General features: G+C 65.2%; 15 protein-coding genes. 8 read left to right on the forward strand and 7 right to left on the reverse strand.

Going from position 1 to position 15,304, the window contains the following annotated elements; all coding sequences use genetic code 11:
• Positions 1 to 92 precede the first annotated feature (92 nt).
• Together ABIB80_RS23575 and ABIB80_RS23580 are read left to right on the forward strand one after the other, a co-directional pair.
• A complete protein-coding gene (locus ABIB80_RS23575; RefSeq protein WP_035994733.1) occupies positions 93 to 797 on the forward strand; it encodes an SDR family oxidoreductase in 705 nt (234 codons plus the stop codon).
• A gap of 272 nt (positions 798 to 1,069) precedes the next feature.
• Positions 1,070 to 1,891, forward strand: a complete 822-nt coding sequence (locus ABIB80_RS23580) for an outer membrane protein (RefSeq protein ID WP_007603132.1) — start codon at positions 1,070 to 1,072, stop codon at positions 1,889 to 1,891.
• A gap of 73 nt (positions 1,892 to 1,964) precedes the next feature.
• Here ABIB80_RS23580 and ABIB80_RS23585 read toward each other — a convergent pair whose 3' ends face one another.
• Complete coding sequence (locus tag ABIB80_RS23585) at positions 1,965 to 3,128, reverse strand: serine hydrolase (RefSeq protein ID WP_007603134.1); 1,164 nt, start codon at positions 3,126 to 3,128, stop codon at positions 1,965 to 1,967.
• Positions 3,129 to 3,388: 260 nt separating this feature from the next.
• On the opposite strand from ABIB80_RS23585, the gene ABIB80_RS23590 reads away from it, so the two are divergent.
• The 3 genes from ABIB80_RS23590 (at position 3,389) to ABIB80_RS23600 (ending at position 5,295) form a co-directional block, all read left to right on the forward strand.
• Positions 3,389 to 3,781, forward strand: coding sequence for an ArsR/SmtB family transcription factor (locus ABIB80_RS23590; RefSeq protein ID WP_007603136.1), 393 nt, complete (start codon positions 3,389 to 3,391; stop codon positions 3,779 to 3,781).
• A gap of 2 nt (positions 3,782 to 3,783) precedes the next feature.
• Positions 3,784 to 4,275, forward strand: a complete 492-nt coding sequence (locus ABIB80_RS23595) for an SRPBCC family protein (protein ID WP_035995752.1) — start codon at positions 3,784 to 3,786, stop codon at positions 4,273 to 4,275.
• Positions 4,276 to 4,452: 177 nt separating this feature from the next.
• Positions 4,453 to 5,295: a hypothetical protein gene (locus tag ABIB80_RS23600; protein ID WP_007603139.1), complete on the forward strand. Its 843-nt coding sequence runs from the start codon at positions 4,453 to 4,455 to the stop codon at positions 5,293 to 5,295.
• Positions 5,296 to 5,299: 4 nt separating this feature from the next.
• Here ABIB80_RS23600 and ABIB80_RS23605 read toward each other — a convergent pair whose 3' ends face one another.
• Both ABIB80_RS23605 and ABIB80_RS23610 read right to left on the reverse strand, forming a co-directional pair.
• Entirely contained in the window at positions 5,300 to 5,962 is a 663-nt protein-coding gene (locus ABIB80_RS23605) for a response regulator (RefSeq protein WP_007603140.1), read from the reverse strand.
• Positions 5,959 to 7,344, reverse strand: coding sequence for a HAMP domain-containing sensor histidine kinase (locus tag ABIB80_RS23610; protein WP_354128530.1), 1,386 nt, complete (start codon positions 7,342 to 7,344; stop codon positions 5,959 to 5,961). The genes ABIB80_RS23605 and ABIB80_RS23610 overlap by 4 nt, the downstream gene beginning before the upstream one ends.
• A gap of 192 nt (positions 7,345 to 7,536) precedes the next feature.
• Between ABIB80_RS23610 and ABIB80_RS23615 the strand changes: the two genes are divergently transcribed.
• The gene (locus tag ABIB80_RS23615) at positions 7,537 to 8,412 is read left to right on the forward strand and encodes a DUF3280 domain-containing protein (RefSeq protein ID WP_219684009.1); all 876 of its coding nucleotides are present in this window, start codon (positions 7,537 to 7,539) and stop codon (positions 8,410 to 8,412) included.
• Positions 8,413 to 8,415: 3 nt separating this feature from the next.
• Here the strand turns inward: ABIB80_RS23615 and ABIB80_RS23620 are convergent, their stop codons facing one another.
• From ABIB80_RS23620 to ABIB80_RS23630, 3 genes are read right to left on the reverse strand one after another with little or no spacing between them, the layout of a single operon-like run.
• Positions 8,416 to 9,447 carry an L-idonate 5-dehydrogenase gene (locus ABIB80_RS23620; protein WP_219684008.1) on the reverse strand — a complete coding sequence of 344 codons (1,032 nt, stop codon included), beginning with the start codon at positions 9,445 to 9,447 and terminating at the stop codon, positions 8,416 to 8,418.
• 27 nt (positions 9,448 to 9,474) lie between these two features.
• Entirely contained in the window at positions 9,475 to 10,242 is a 768-nt protein-coding gene (locus ABIB80_RS23625; protein ID WP_219684007.1) for an SDR family oxidoreductase, read from the reverse strand.
• Between the two features lie 11 nt (positions 10,243 to 10,253).
• Positions 10,254 to 11,453: a mandelate racemase/muconate lactonizing enzyme family protein gene (locus tag ABIB80_RS23630; RefSeq protein ID WP_219684006.1), complete on the reverse strand. Its 1,200-nt coding sequence runs from the start codon at positions 11,451 to 11,453 to the stop codon at positions 10,254 to 10,256.
• A 178-nt stretch (positions 11,454 to 11,631) separates the two neighbouring features.
• Here ABIB80_RS23630 and ABIB80_RS23635 point away from each other — a divergent pair, with 178 nt between their 5' ends.
• Positions 11,632 to 12,396 carry a GntR family transcriptional regulator gene (locus ABIB80_RS23635; RefSeq protein ID WP_219684005.1) on the forward strand — a complete coding sequence of 255 codons (765 nt, stop codon included), beginning with the start codon at positions 11,632 to 11,634 and terminating at the stop codon, positions 12,394 to 12,396.
• Between the two features lie 115 nt (positions 12,397 to 12,511).
• Complete coding sequence (locus ABIB80_RS23640; RefSeq protein WP_007603148.1) at positions 12,512 to 13,876, forward strand: MFS transporter; 1,365 nt, start codon at positions 12,512 to 12,514, stop codon at positions 13,874 to 13,876.
• Positions 13,877 to 13,885: 9 nt separating this feature from the next.
• On the opposite strand, the gene ABIB80_RS23645 is transcribed toward ABIB80_RS23640, so the two are convergent.
• Positions 13,886 to 15,136, reverse strand: a complete 1,251-nt coding sequence (locus tag ABIB80_RS23645) for an arsenic transporter (RefSeq protein ID WP_219684004.1) — start codon at positions 15,134 to 15,136, stop codon at positions 13,886 to 13,888.
• Between the last annotated feature and the right edge of the window lie 168 nt (positions 15,137 to 15,304).

Raw genomic sequence — 15,304 nt, forward strand, 5'->3', positions numbered from 1 at the left:
CGGCTGGTCCGGCGGTAGAAGGCCTCATGATAGGCCGAGCCCGCGGCTCGCCTCCACGATATCATAGAGGATGATCGGTCATGGCAGCAGAGATGGCAGCAGAGAAGGTCGCACTCGTGACCGCCGGCGGCAGCGGCATGGGGGCAGGGGCCGCGCGCCGGCTCGCAGCCGACGGCTTTCGCATCGCCATCCTGTCTTCTTCCGGCAAGGGCGAGGCGCTGGCAACCGAGCTCGGCGGGCTGGGGGTCACCGGCTCCAACAAGTCGAACGACGATCTGAAGCGGCTGGTCGATGGCGCGATGGCCAAATGGGGACGCATCGACGTGCTCGTCAACAGCGCGGGCCATGGGCCCCGGGCGGCGATCACGGAGATTACCGACGAGCAATGGCACACCGGCCTCGACACCTATCTGCTCAACGTGATCCGTCCGACCCGGCTGGTGATGCCGATCATGCAGACGCAGAAGGCCGGCGCCATCATCAACATCTCGACCGCCTGGGCATTCGAGCCGAGTGCGATGTTTCCGACCTCGGCGGTATTCCGCGCCGGCCTCGCCGCCTTCACGAAGATCTTCACCGACACCCATGGCGCCGACAACATTCGCATGAACAACGTGCTGCCGGGCTGGATCGACAGCCTGCCGCAGGTAGATGCGCGCCGCGACAGCGTGCCGATGCGGCGCTACGGCAAGGTCGAGGAGATCGCCGCGACGATCTCGTTCCTGGCATCCGACGGCGCGGCCTACATCACCGGACAGAATATCCGCGTCGACGGCGGACTGACGCGTTCGGTCTGAGACGCGGGGATTCGAATCGCGTTTAGCGCCCTTGTCGCGATGCGACACGGCCGTGCGTCCTGCGCCGCGGATGAGGGATAACTCGTGGCCCCTCGGTCACACCCGTCGCGCGTTCGCGCGCCGCACGGCCCGCACTACGTCACAGTCCCTATGAACTTCGCCGCAGCCCAAGACGGCAAGCAGTCCACGCCCTATGCCCGATCTGCGCCGAACAACTTCCGCCCGCGCGCATTCGAAACGCGAGATCAATCGCGTGAGGCAAGGAGACTGGAATGAAGAAGTTTTTGCTGGCGGCTGCCGGGGTTGTCTTGGGCTCCGCATCCTTGCAGGCTGCCGACCTCGCGGCGCACTATACCAAAGCGCCGATGATGGCGACGGCCTATAACTGGACCGGCTTTTACGTCGGCGGCAATGTCGGCGGACAATGGGGCAGCGCCGATCCGGCCACCTCGACTGCGTTCGATCCCGCCGCCTATTTCGCGAGCTCCAGTGTTTCCGCGATTGCGGCAGTCGGCGCCCAGCGCGTCAACAGCTCCAGCGTCACGGGCGGTTTTACCGCCGGCTACAACTGGCAACTCAATAACGCCGTGCTCGGCCTCGAAGGCGACATCAACTATTTCGGCTTCAAGGGCAGCGCGACGGGTTCGGCGCTCTATCCCTGCTGCGCCCCGACCGGCTTCACCGTGTCCTCGCAGGTCTCGGCCGACTGGCTCGCCACGATCCGCGGCCGCATCGGCTTCCTCGCGGCTCCGACCTGGCTGCTTTATGCCACCGGCGGCGCGGCCATCGCCGAGGTGAAGGGCAATTTCAACTTCACCGACACGTTCGCCGCGGCGGCGGAGTCGACCGCATTCCGCGACACACGCCTCGGCTGGACCGCGGGCGTCGGCACCGAATACGCCGTCGGCGGCGGTTGGTCGCTCAAGGCGGAATATCTCTACGTCGATCTTGGACGCAGCACCGTGACCAGCACCAATCTGCTTGGCGGCGCATTTCCGACCAACCTCTTCACCCACTCGGTCGATCTCAAGTCGAACATCGTGCGCGTCGGCGTGAACTACAAATTCGGCGGACCGGTCGTCGCCAGATACTGAGCATCCCGTTCCATCCCTGGCTGGAAAGCCCCGGCCTGGGGCCGGGGCTTTCCAGTTTTCGCGGGCCGGGGGTTCAGTGCGAAGCCACGAGGCGCGCCAACGCCGGCAGGATCCTGTAGCGCGCGATCTCGTGGGGATATTCGCCCCGATTGGCGAGCAGCACGATCCCGATCCGCTGCGCCGGCACGAGGCCGATATAGCCGGAGGCGTTGTTGAGCCCACCCGGCTTATCGACGACGGTGGCGCCTGGAAGACGCACCGTCTCCCAGGCCATTCCCTGTCCGAACTTCTCGTCGACGCGGAAGATCTCGTGCTGTGTCATCCGCAATGCCTCGCGCAAGTGAGGATCGATCGACCGCCCGTCGACGCAGGCCGCAACGAATGTCGCGAGATCCCGCGGCGAGGAAAACATCTGGCCCGTGCCGGGAAAATCAAAATAACTCTGCTGGTTGCCGATGGGGCCGATCGCCATGCCCTGATCCGAGTAGCCCTGGACCGCGCGCTGCATCCAGGCCGCGTCCATGACGGCACGGCCGTCTTCGCCGCGTTCGGGCACGGAGGTCGCATTCATGCCGATCGGCTTGAGGATACGTTGTTCGAGCAGGGTCGCGATCGGAGCGCCGTAACAGCACTCGAGCACGAGCTGAAGCAGTACATAGCCGGCGTGGCTGTAGACGCGCTGCTTGCCCGGCACCTCGCCGGCTTGCGGTCGCCAGCTGTTGAACATGTCGATGAGCTGCGCGCGGGAAAACGTGTCGCTCGGCCAGGGCGGATGGTCGGTCGGCAGCAGCATGCCTGAGGTGTGCGTCACGAGCTCGCCAACGGTGACGCGGCGGACATAGTCGCCGGTGAGCTCCGGGAGATATTTCGCCAGACGATCGTCGAGCCGCAGCTCGCCGCGGAGGGTGCCGAGCGCGACCAGCGTCGCCTCGAACGGCTTACGCAGGGAACCGAGGTTGAACAGCGTATCCGGCGTGACCGGCCTTTGCGTGGCGTCGTCGGCAAAGCCGTAGTTGAAGAACTCGACATGGCTGCCGGCATAAAGCGCGGCGGCGAGACCGCCCGGCTGGTCCGGTGTTGCGGTCGGCGCCAGCTCGTTCGCGACGATGTCGCGCATCTGCGCGATCATGTCGGAATCCGCGGCGGCGCCGCGCGGCCAGGCAAGCGCGAGCGGAACGAGCGCAGCCCGGGCCAGGGCCCGTCGGGTGAGATACGATGAGGTGACAACAGACGGCACGGCTCTGGCGCAGGATTCGATGCGCCCCCGGTCTCTTGTAGCGGGAAGGACCGTGCCTCCCTATTCACGATTGCGCGTGGTGGGTTCCGCGCGAATGGTTCGTAGCCTGGATGGAGCGAAGCGCAATCCGGGTTATCGCCTCACGGAGAGATTCCTGGATTACGCTTCGCTCCACCCAGGTTACCCGTCGGCAAAATTTAACTTAGCTAATTGGCTAACAATTATTGACGCCGGATGGCGGCAGCCCTATAGTTAGCTCCATGGCTAACCAATTATCCCGACTCGATCAGGTTTTCGCGGCCCTTGCCGATCCCACCCGGCGGGCGATCGTGATGCGGCTCTGCGCCGGCGAGGCGTCGGTCGGCGAGCTTGCCGATCCCTTCGAGATGGCGCTGCCGAGCTTCATGAAACACATCCACGTGCTGGAGACGAGCGGGCTCGTCCTGTCGGAGAAATCCGGCCGCGTGCGCACCTGCCGCCTCAGTCCTGACGCACTCCTCACTGCGGAAGACTGGTTCCAGCACCAGCGTGCGATCTGGGAGGCGCGGCTCGATCGCTTCGAAGCCTATGTGATGAAGCTGAAGAAAGAGCGGACGGCTGCCAAGCGGCCGTCCAAGACAAGTAACAAGACGATCAAACGGAAAGGTTCCTGATGATGACGAATTCTGCCAATCCCGCCCTGTCGCAATGGTCGCTCGACCGCGAGATCGTGATGTCGCGCGTGATCGACGCGCCGCGCGATCTGGTGTTCGAGGCCTGGTCTGACCCCAAGCATTTGCCGCAATGGTTCGGGCCGAAGGATTTCAAGCTCGAGACCTTCGAGATCGACGTGCGGGTTGGCGGCGTCTGGCGCTTCAACATGATCGGCCCGGACGGCACGGTCTACCCGAACCGCATGCGCTTCCGCCGCATCGAACGGCCGTCGCTGATGGAGATGGACCATGGCGCCGACCAGGACGACGATCCCGGCCTGTTCCGTTTCACCATCACTTTCGCCGAACAGAGCAATGGCAAGACGGTTCTGATGATGCGGCAGCTGGCGTCGAGCACGGTGCAGCGCGACGGTATGATCAGCTTCGGTGCCGTCGAATACGGCTACCAGACGCTCGACAAGCTCGCGGCCTATGTGGGCGGAATGAAGAGGTAGCGCCAACGCTCGTCCGGAGGCTCGACGAGGGCCTCCGGAATATCGCCGCAACGACGAATATGACAGCGCGCAGGTCAATTATGACAGCGCGATAACGAAGTTTTTGTCGCTTGGAACGACGGATTTATGACAGAATTGCTACCTTGGATGTCAAATTTGACTACAGCGGAGCGATTCATGTTGCAGTGGCAGGCGCGGACAAATCCCCTCGCATGGTGGTGGGGGTCCCTGACGTTGGTCAGTGCTGCCAACATTCTCGTCTGGTTCATGCTGTACCGCGAATTCTACCCGACGCCCGCCGGCAGCCTCAGTGGCGGCTCCGACATCGGGCTGATGTTCCTGCTCTGCGCCGGCTATGTCTTCGGCTGTGCGTTCCGCTCGTTCCTGCCGCGCGCCGACGTGCAGCGGATCTGTCTGTTCGACACCTGGCTCTCCAGCGTCTTCGTCGGCCGCACGGTCGCGACCGTGGCCGAACTGTGCTTCGCCGCGCAATGGGCGGTCATCCTGCATCAACTCGGGACCATGACGGGCGCCGAGACGGTCGTGAACATCGCGTGGGTGATCGTGCCCATCATCATCATCGCGGAGTGCTTCTCCTGGTATGCGGTGGTGACGACCAACTTCCTCTTCAACGCGATCGAGAACTCGCTGTGGGCGGTGACATTCTTCCTCGCGGGCATCGCGCTGTGCCGACTGATGCCGGAATTCCAGGGACCGGTGCGGTGGGCGCTGATTGCCGGCATCATCGGCATCGCGTGCTTCCTGGCCTTCCTCGTCACCGTCGACGTGCCGATGTATCTCAGCCGCTGGCGGGCAGGGCACGAAGAGGGCAACAGGTTGCTCGGCTTCCTCGAAGGCCTGCATGACGTCTCGACGCGCTGGGTCGTGACCCACGACATCGCGCACTGGAAGGGCGAGCTGACCTGGATGTTCCTGTATTTCACCGCCGCCGTGTGGTCGAGCCTCGCGCTCTGTGCGCTCTACGCGATGGAAGGCTATCTCACGCGCTATCTGGCCTGAGCGATCAGGCCTCGCCGAGATCGACCTCCGTCAAGATGCCCTGACGCAGCGCCAGCCGGACTAGCTCGATGTCGGATCCGACGCCGAGCTTGTCCTTGATCAGGGAATGCAGGTTCGCCACCGTCTTCGGGCTGACATGGAGCGTCTCGGCGATCTCCTCTGTCGTGTTCTCGGCGAGCAGCAGCCGCAGCACCTCGAACTCGCGCGGCGTGAGGACGTCGGCGGCAGAGCTTTCCCCGGCGAGCCGGCTCAGCGCGAGCTCATGATCGATGTCGGGACTAATCGCGATCTTGCCGGCGAGCACGTCCATCACGGCGCGCACCAGCGTCTCCGGGGGACTGGTCTTGGTGACATAGCCCCTGGCACCGGCGCGGATCGCCTGCACGGCAAAGCCGGCATTTTCATGCATGGTGAAGACGAGGATTCTCGCGCTCTTGTCCCACTGCCTGATGCGCCTGACCGCCTCGATGCCGCCGATGCCGGGCATGCTCAGATCCATGATGACGAGGTCGGGCGCCTCCGATTTGTAGAGACGATAGGCCTCCGCGCCGTCGGCGGCTTCGGCGATGACGCGAAGTCCCGGCTGCTTCTGGAGCACGGAACGATAGCCTTCGCGGACGACGGAATGGTCGTCGACCAGCAGAATGGTGGCATCGGCCGCGCTCATGCGGCATGCTCCAGCGGCGGCCGATCGGCGGCTGCGAGCGGAATGACCACGCGCAGTGCGGAGCCGCCGTTCGGCGCGGCCTCGAAGCTCAATTGGCCGCGCAAGGCTGCGACGCGCTCGCGCATGCCGAGCAGGCCCATTCCGGATTTCGCGACGGGATCGCTCGCGCGTCCGTCATCGTCGATCGCCAGCGCGATCTCGCTGGCCCCCATCGTCAATTCCAGGCTGACCCGCGTGGCGACGGCATGCTTGGCGGCATTGGTGAGCGCCTCCTGCACGATCCGGTAGAGGCTGGCGCTGATCGTGGCCGGCAGGGTCTCGAATGCGCCGTCGAACCGGATCGAGAAGCGCGTCTCGCCGCGGCTGCGTCCGTTCCAGCCCGCGACGAGGCCTTCGAGGCTGGCGACGAGCCCGAGTTCCTCGACATCGGGCGGCCGCAGCCGGAACAGCGTGCCGCGCAACGTCTCCATCATGCCGGTTGCGGTCCGCGCGATGCCGTCGCATTCGCCAAGCAGGGAAGGGCAGTCCTGCGCGGCGGTCTGCCGAGCGGAGGAGGCGAGCGCGCGGATGGCCGCGAGCGACTGGCCGAACTCGTCATGCAGCTCGCGCGCGAGATGGCGGCGCTCTTCGTCCTGGAGCGCGATCAGCTTCCGCGTCAGCTCGCTGCGTTCGGCAAGCGCGGTCTCGAGGCTTTCGGCGAGATGGTTGAAGCCGTCGCGGATCGCGGAGAGTTCGGCAAGGTCGAACGGCGGCAACCGCGTGGTGAGGTCGTTGGCGGCAATCCGCTCGAGGCCGGTGCGGATCATGCGGGTGGGGCGCAGCGCGCGTGCCAATGCGGCGTAGACCAGCGCGCAGAGCAGCGGCAGCGCGATTGCCAGCGCCAGCATCAGGCGGCCGGCCTCGTGCCAGGCCTCCGCGGTCTGCACGGCCGGCTCGACCGAGACGACGGCGTCGCCGAGCTTCGCTCCGCGCACGATCACAGGCCGTGCGGCTTCGCGGCCGGGGTCGAACAGGCTGCGATAGAAGGCCGTGAAAGCTTGCGGCGGCGGGTTCGCCGGGGCGGGCGCGCCGCTGCAGAAACGCTGGAGGATGTCGCCGCTCGTGCCGCGGAACGCCAGGCACAGGCCGGGCGTCATCACATAAGCCGAAACGGGGTCGAGGTTGGGAAAGTCCGAGCGGGGGCTCGCCACCCACTGGATCTTGCCCTGCTGCAGCTCCAGCGTCTTGGCCACGATCGCGGCGATATCGTCGAGGCGCGCATGCGCCGCGCGGTCGGCCGTAATCAGGAAATAAGCGGAGATGGCGGCGAAGCAGGCGGCCGATATCGCGGCCACGCGCAACGTCAGACGGACTTTGAGATCGAACCTCGAGCGGTTCCACATCGGCGGGCACCTGGTGCGAACGGGTTAGTCGCGTCCGCATTAAACGGCAGAACGCATCCGGCGCAAAGCCGCCAGGCGTGAGTGCGGTGCACCGTCGTGAAATTTTCCCGGCGATCGCCGGGACCGGCGCCGCTGCATGGCTTGATTGCGCCGTCCAGATTGGCGCGCCGCACCGTCACACGAGGCACATTTATGCACCTGCGCCGGTTGATCCTCTCAGTCTGTCTCCTTCTCCTGATTCCGGCGTTTCATGCGCCGGCCGGCGCCGAAACCGCCATCGGCATCGCCATGGACGACTTCAGCTATACCGATACGTCGGCTGAACCCGCCAACCAGACCGCCGCCCACGAGCGACGGCTGGCAGCTTTCATGGCCGCGCTCCGGCAAGACATTGGCGGAGACCGGCGCTACCGGCTCGTGCCCTCGGCCCAGGACGGCGCGGCCTTCAAGGTGATCGGCGGCATCCAGAAGACGAGCACGCTGGTGCAATGGGCCAAGGTCGCCGTGATCGACGTCGGCGCCAAAAAGGTCGTGATGGACAAGCTCTACACCTTCCGCGGCGACAATGATGAATCATGGGAGCGCGCCGAGATCTTCGTGTCGCGCGAGATCATGGCCGCGCTTGGCACGCCCGCGCCGATCGCACTGGCCGTGTTCGATTTCGAACTGGAGGATACGACCGCCGCTTCGGCGGGCGCGTCAGCCACGTCAGATGCGTCATATCTGGCCGAGGTCACCGGCAGCGTGCGCGAGGCGCTGGGTCAATCCGGCCGTTACCGCATCGTCGATATCGGCGGCGAGGCGGTGAAGGCGCGCGCGTTGCGCGACTGCAACGGCTGCGAGGCGGCGATTGCGCAGAAGCTTGGCGCCGACCAGGCGCTGATCGGCGTGGTGCGGCGGGTCAGCCGCACCGAGTACACGCTCGGCTTCCGGGTGCGCGACGCCAGGACCGGCACGGTGCTGGCACGCGGCGACAGCGGCCTGCGCCTGGGCGCGGACTATTCGTGGAAACGGGGTGCCGTGCGGTTGGTCAGCGATCGCATGATCGAGAACCAGCCGCAGCAATAGGCCTCAGAACGTCAGCTGCACCTTCATCGACTGCGAGCGGTCGCTGGCGAGCTCGAACGCCGCGACCGCGTTCTCGAATGGCATGGTTGCCGTAATCAGCGGCTTGACGTCGATCAGACCTTCGCCCATCAGCCGCACCGCCAGCTCGAATTCGGGATCGAAGCGGAAGGTGCCGCGGAGCTGCAATTCCTTGGCGACGATGGAGTTGATCGGCAGCGTCATCTCGCCGCCGAGCCCGAGCTGCACGAGCGTGGCGCCGGGCCTGAGCACATCGAGCGCGGTCCGGAGCGCGGCCTGATTGCCGGAGGCTTCGAACAGCGTGTCGAACACGCCCTTGCCGGCGCGCCAGGGATCGAGCGCGGCGGCATCGGCCGCGACGTTGATGGCGTGAGTGGCGCCGAGCTTCCTGGCGACCGCAAGCGGCGCGTCCGCGACATCGGTGACCACGATCTCGGCCGCGCCGCCGAAGCGCGACACCAAAATCATCAGCGCACCGATCGGGCCGCAGCCGGTGATCAGCACGCGCTTGCCGAGCAGGGGCCCGGCCTGCTTGCCGGCATGCAGGCACACCGCGAGTGGCTCGGCGACCGCGGCTTCCGCCAGCGACAGCTTGTCGGCGATCGGAACGGCCTGCGCCGCATCGACCGTGATGAATTCGCGAAACCCGCCCTGCACATGGGGAAAGCGCATCGCGCTGCCGAGGAAGCGCATGTCGAGGCACTGGTTGCGCATGCCTTCCTGGCAATGCAGGCACTGGCCGCACGGCTTGCTCGGATTGACCGCGACGCGGGTGCCCGGCTTCACGTTCGTGACGCCGTCACCGACGGCTGCGACGACGCCCGCGATCTCGTGCCCGAGCGCCATCGGCTGCTGGATGCGCACGACGCCGAAGCCGCCGTGATGATAGTAGTGCAGATCGGACCCGCAGATGCCGCCGTTCGCGATCTTGACGCGGACTTCACCCGGACCGGGCGCTGCATCCGGATAGAGATCGATCCGCAGATCTTTCGGTGCGTGGATCACGACGGCGCGCATGGTTGGCTCCCTTCAGCGTTTCGCGGCTCACATCGCAGCGATCATGCCGCCATCGACATAGATGATCTGGCCGTTGACATAGGTCGAGGCATCCGACGCCAGGAAGATTGCAGCGCCCACCAGCTCGTCCGGTCGGCCCCAGCGCTTGGAGGGAACGCGGCCCATCAGCCAGTTGTTGAAATCGGTGTTGTTGACCAGGGCCTCGTTCATGTCGGTCAGCATATAGCCGGGGCCGATCGCGTTAGCCTGGATGCCGTGCTGGGCCCATTCCACCGCCATCGAGCGGGTCAGGTTCTTGATGCCGCCCTTCGCCGCCGTGTAGGGCGCAATCGTCGGACGCGCGAGCTCGCTGCCGAGCGAGCCGATATTGATGATCTTGCCGTGCTTGCGCGGGATCATGCGCTTGGCCGCCTCGCGGCCGATCACGAAGGCGCTGGTGAGGTTGGTCTCGATCACCTTGCGCCACTCGTCGGTGGTGAACTCCACCAGCGGCTTGCGGTGCTGGATGCCGGCATTGTTGACGAGGATGTCGACCGCGATGCCCTTGTTGTCGAAGTCGTTGAAGGCGGCCACGATCGCGGGCTCGTCGGTGACATTGAACGCGGCGCCTTCCGCGAGGTAGCCGGCGGCGCGAAACTCGGCGACGGCCTGCTCGACGCGCTTGGGATCGACGCCGTTGACGATGATCCTGGCGCCGGCCTTGGCCATGCCCTCGGCGATGGCGCGGCCGAGGCCGCGGGAGGAGCCGGTCACGAGCGCGGTGCGGCCGGAAAGGTCGAAGAGGGCGGTGCTCATCTCAAGAATCCTCAGACGTCGGAACGGCGCACGGTCAGATCGGAGCGGTCGAATACGGCGGGCAGAAGGTCGACGCCGAGGCCGGGGCCTTCCATCGGATAGACGAAACCGTCCTTGATCGTGGGCATGGTGGTCACGAGCTCATTGTACCAGCCCTTGTAGAAGGCGCGCACCGATTCCTGGATCAATGTGTTGGGCTGGCTGAACGACATGTGGATGGCGGCGATGAAGCCGATCGGGCCGATGCAGTCGTGCGGTGCGAAGGGCCGGTGATAGGTCTCGGCCATCGCCGCGATCTTGCGGCCTTCGGTGAGACCGCCGGTCCAGCACAGATCAGCCATCACCACATGCATGGCGTCGCGGTCGAGCATATCCTTGTAGGGGAAGCGCGAGCCCAGCGTCTCGCTGGCGCAGACCCAGACGTCGGTGCAGCGGGCATATTCGGCCAGCGCCTGCGGCGAGTTCATCCGGATGGGGTCTTCGTACCAGGTCGGCTTGTAGGGCTCGAGCGCGCGCGCGATCTGTTTTGCGGTCGGCAGGTTCCAGAGCGAATGAAGCTCGACCATGATCTCCATCTTGTCGCCGACCGCTTTTCGGATCTTCTCGAACGGCTCGATCGCCTGCTTCATCTGCGCGGCGGAGATGTAGAGACCCTTGTTCTCCTGCGCCGCCGGATCGAACGGCCAGATCTTCATCGCCGAGATGCCGCTTTCCAGAAGATTTTCGGCAAGTGCATCGGCATGGTTCATGAAGCCGTCGAGGTCTTCGTAGGGGCCCTTGGAGCCACCGAGATTCCAATTCGCGACCGGGCTGATATTGGTGGAGCGGACATATTGGGTGCCGGCGCAGGTGTTGTAGATGCGCTGCTTGTCGCGGCAGAGGCCGCCGAGCATCTGGTGCACCGGCTGATTGCAGACCTTGCCGAACAGGTCCCATAGCGCGATGTCGATTGCCGAAGCCGCGCGATATTCGACTCCGGTGGACGACTGCGCCATCGGCAGGTTCAGCATGTCGCGATGGATCGCCTCGATGTGCAGCGGATTGCGGCCGAGCAGGCGGCCGGCAAAGGTGTCGTGGATCTGGGCCTCGACCGCGCCGGCGCCGTAGAAGGTTTCGCCGAGGCCGATCATGCCCGTGTCGGTGTGGACGCGCACCCAGATGACGTTGGAGAATTCTTCGGTGCGCAGCGTCTCGATCGACGTGATCTTCACGGCAATACTCCTCCCATCGCAGGCGCGCAGCGCCGTCTTGTTGTCATTCTGCACCGCAGCATGGTGCGGGCACGGGCGGAGTCTTACGCCCGCTTGTAATATATCACAACATGTTTTAGGGATATCACCAACAAGGCGCCGCCCTGCAACGACGGCGCGGGCTGAGGGGAGAGACGAGATGGCAACGCGCAAGCGCGCGCTCGAGGTGGTGAGGAACGACGACGGCGAGGGCAAGCCCTCCCGGCGCAACCGTCTCAACTTCTTCGAGCTGGCCTATCAGAGGATCGAAGAGCTGCTCGTCCATTGCGAGCTCAAGCCCGGCCAGTTCATGACGATGCTGGAATTGCAGCACATCACCGGCTTCGGCCGTACGCCGGTTCATCACGCCGTCAATCGTCTCTCCGCCGATACGTTGATCATCATCCGTCCGCGCCACGGTCTGCGCATTGCGCCGATCGATCTGGCACGCGAGCGCATGCTGCTGGCCTTGCGCCGCGACATGGAGCGCTTCGTGATCCGGCTCGCGGCCGATCGCGCCAGCCTCTCGCACCGCAATCAGGCGCTGCACATCGAGCGTCTTTTGCGCGAGCGCCGCGCCAGTCTGACCCTCGACGAGTTCAATCATATCGACCGCCGCATCGACGCGCTGGTGCTGGAGGCGGCAGGCGAGCCCTTTCTGGTGCACACGCTGCGGCCGCTGCACACGCTGTACCGACGCATCGGCTACATCCACCACCGGTTCATGCCGGGACAGGCCGAACTGTCGGGCACGATCGATCATCACCTCGCCATTCTCGCTGCCGTCGCCAGCCGCCGCGTCGAGGACGCAGTGAAGGCGAGCGATGCACTGATCGACTACATGGGCGAGATGTTCACCGGCATGGAGGTCGGGATCGACCCGCGCCTGCTCGATTGCAGCATCGAGCCGCTGCTTGGCACATGATCCGGAAAAGTGTGCAGCGGTTTTCCGAAGAGATCGTGCTCAAACAATTAGGCCAAAGCGCGGTGACGATCCTGATCTCATCGCGCTTTAGAAAGTTTTGAAGAGAGGACCAAAGATGTCGACGATGGCGATGCCACAACCGACCGCGAGCGAAGCCGCGGTCCGCTACCTCATCACGAACTACAGCCCCAAGGGCAACAAGGTCGGCTGGCTGATGATGGCCTCGATCCTGGTCGAGGCCTGGGATCTCTATTCGATCGCCTTCGTGCTGATCTTCATCAAGGAGCAGTACAATCCCGATCCGCTGATGCTGGGCCTGGCCGCGGCCGGTACGCAAGGCGGCGCCATGATCGGTGCGCTGCTCGGCGGCTGGCTCTCCGACAAGATCGGCCGCCGCGTCATGTTCCTGGTGACGATGGTGATGTTCATCGTGCTGGCGCTGGCGCAGGCCTTCGTGCCCAGCGTCGGCTGGCTCGTCGTGATCCGCTTCCTGCTCGGCGTTCCGCTCGGCTCGGATATTTCGACCGGCTACACCTACATCATGGAATCCATGGCCAAGGGCGAGCGCGAGGTCATGGGCAACCGCTGGCAGTTCATGTTCGCGGTCGGTGAAGTCCTCACCATCGGCGTCATCGTGATCTTCCTGCTGATCGACATGCAGCACGAGATGCTGTGGCGCGTGACGCTCGGCCTCGGGGCGCTGCCGGCGCTGATCATCCTGGTGATGCGCCACGACGTGCCTGAGACGGCGGTGTGGCTGGTGCAGAAGGGACGCTACCGCGAGGCCAAGCAGGTCGCGCGCGAGATGTTCAACGACGATCTCGCCATGCTGCCGGACCATGACGTGGAGGTGCCCAAGGTCTCGACCCGCGCGTTCCTCGCCGACCTTAAGAAGGATCCGATCCGCTGGCGCGCCACGATCTACGGCTGGATCGCCTGCTTCGCGCAGGCCAGCGAGTTCTCGACCTTCGCGTTCTACCTGCCGGTGCTCTTTGTGATGGTCGGCGTGTCGAGCGTGCTCGGCATCAATCTGGTGACGATGGCGCTGTTCTCCTTCGCCGCCGTGTCGGGCTGGGTCGGTCCGCTGCTGACGCCGAAGATCGGCCATCGCGGCATCTCGATCGCGGGCTTCTCGATCGTGCTGGCCTCGCTGCTGGTTGCCGCCTTCGCGCTCTACACCGACAACAAGATCCTGCTGCCGTTCGCGGCTGCCGCCATGCTGTGGGGCCATTATTGGGACGCGTCGAACTGCATGACGATCCCGACCATGGTCGCCAAGCCGAAATACCGCGGCACCGCCAGCGGCTTCGCCTACATGTTCGTGAAGTTGCCGTCGTTCCTCGCGATCTTCCTGTTCCCGACGGTGTTCGCTGCAATCGGGCAGGCGAATGCCACGCTGATGGTCGCGATCTTCCCGCTGATCGGATTGCTCGCCGCGATCTTCATCCTGCCGGAAGTCTACGGCTACGAGAACGATTGATCTCGCAAGCTACCTGATCGCGGCCGCCAAGGCCGCGATCAGGGCCGGTGGCGTCACCAGCAGTCCGAGCTTGAGGAACGGCCAGGCGCCGACCTCGATCTTCTCCCGCCGCAGCGCCACCAGCCACAGGATGGTGGCGAGCGAACCGGTCACCGACAGATTGGGCCCGAGATCGACGCCGATCAGGATGGCGCTGACGACCGGCGCGGGTAAATGATGGCTGGCGGCGACCGAGCCGGCAACGAGGCCAACGGGAAGATTGTTGGCGATGTTGTCGGCGACTGCGGTGGCGATGCCGACGCTCCAGGCCGCCTTCGTCACGGATTGCCCGACAGCTTCATGCAGCAGCGCGCTGAGCTGCCCGATCACGCCGGTCTTGATCAGCGCTTCCACCATCACGAACAGCCCGCCGACCAGGGGCAGCACGCTCCAGGAGACGCCGCGCAGCACGGGTAGCGGCGATTGCCGGTTGAGCAGCAGCACGATTGCGGCCGTCACCACGCCGCAGACGAAGGTCGGCAGGCCCAATTGCTTGTCCAGCGCGGAGGCCGTGACCAGCACGATTCCGATCGCCGCGATGCCGATGGCCGTCAGCTTGCCGCCGCGGCCGAGTTTTGGATGCGGCACGCTGCGCGCGATCGTCTCTTCCTTCAGGGCGCGGTGCTGGGTCAGGCGCAGCACGACGTAGGTCAGCAGGATCGAGGCCGCCGAGGGCAGGGCGAACAGGCGCAGCCATTCGGTGAGCGCAGGCATGTGGGCCCCGAACACGACGAGATTGGCCGGGTTGGAGATCGGCAGCACGAAGCTTGCTGCGTTGGCGATGAAGGCGCAGACGAAGAGATAAGGCAGCGGCTTGGCGCCGGCTGCGCGCGTCGCGGCATAGACGGCGGGCGTCAGCACGATCGCGGTGGCGTCGTTCGAGAGCAGGACGGTGACGAGCGTGCCGACGATGTAGATCAGCAGGAACAGCCGCTGCGGCGAGCCGCCGGCATATTCCACGGCGAGCGCTGCGAGATAGTCGAACAGGCCCTCGAGCCGCGCCAGTTCGGCGATCAGCATCATGCCGATCAGGAAGAGATAGACATCGACGCCTTTCTCGATGCCGGTGAGCGCATCCTGCCACGGCAGCAGGCCGAGCAGCACCAGCGCGCCGGCGCCGATGACGGCCCAGATCGCCTCCGGCAGGCGAAAGGGCCGGATGATGACGCCCGCGGTCGCGGCGACGATGATGCTCCAGGCCAGGATGGCGTCAGACGGCACGGTCAGTCCTCGAAGTGGGAAGGCTTCATTCGGGAGCGATAGCGGAAGCCGATGCCGATGTCTTCCCCCGCGGGCGCGGACGGCTATCTGCGATTTGCCGCGTCTCGGCCCGAGCTTCAGTCCACAATGTTGCTCAAAAGCCTGTGGGGTTAGGGCGCCGCGATAGCG

This window comes from Bradyrhizobium sp. i1.15.2 (assembly GCF_040548425.1).
GTDB lineage: Bacteria > Pseudomonadota > Alphaproteobacteria > Rhizobiales > Xanthobacteraceae > Bradyrhizobium > Bradyrhizobium canariense.

What these genes read in the sequence shown, in the direction of transcription:
- ABIB80_RS23575 (WP_035994733.1), top strand. Translation starts at nt 93, where the DNA reads ATGGCAGCAGAGAAGGTCGCACTCGTGACCGCCGGCGGCAGCGGCATG.
- ABIB80_RS23600 (WP_007603139.1), top strand. Translation starts at nt 4,453, where the DNA reads ATGTTGCAGTGGCAGGCGCGGACAAATCCCCTCGCATGGTGGTGGGGG.
- ABIB80_RS23620 (WP_219684008.1), bottom strand. Translation starts at nt 9,447, where the DNA reads ATGCGCGCCGTCGTGATCCACGCACCGAAAGATCTGCGGATCGATCTC.
- ABIB80_RS23635 (WP_219684005.1), top strand. Translation starts at nt 11,632, where the DNA reads ATGGCAACGCGCAAGCGCGCGCTCGAGGTGGTGAGGAACGACGACGGC.
- ABIB80_RS23595 (WP_035995752.1), top strand. Translation starts at nt 3,784, where the DNA reads ATGACGAATTCTGCCAATCCCGCCCTGTCGCAATGGTCGCTCGACCGC.
- ABIB80_RS23605 (WP_007603140.1), bottom strand. Translation starts at nt 5,962, where the DNA reads ATGAGCGCGGCCGATGCCACCATTCTGCTGGTCGACGACCATTCCGTC.
- ABIB80_RS23610 (WP_354128530.1), bottom strand. Translation starts at nt 7,344, where the DNA reads ATGTGGAACCGCTCGAGGTTCGATCTCAAAGTCCGTCTGACGTTGCGC.
- ABIB80_RS23640 (WP_007603148.1), top strand. Translation starts at nt 12,512, where the DNA reads ATGTCGACGATGGCGATGCCACAACCGACCGCGAGCGAAGCCGCGGTC.
- ABIB80_RS23580 (WP_007603132.1), top strand. Translation starts at nt 1,070, where the DNA reads ATGAAGAAGTTTTTGCTGGCGGCTGCCGGGGTTGTCTTGGGCTCCGCA.
- ABIB80_RS23615 (WP_219684009.1), top strand. Translation starts at nt 7,537, where the DNA reads ATGCACCTGCGCCGGTTGATCCTCTCAGTCTGTCTCCTTCTCCTGATT.
- ABIB80_RS23625 (WP_219684007.1), bottom strand. Translation starts at nt 10,242, where the DNA reads ATGAGCACCGCCCTCTTCGACCTTTCCGGCCGCACCGCGCTCGTGACC.
- ABIB80_RS23590 (WP_007603136.1), top strand. Translation starts at nt 3,389, where the DNA reads ATGGCTAACCAATTATCCCGACTCGATCAGGTTTTCGCGGCCCTTGCC.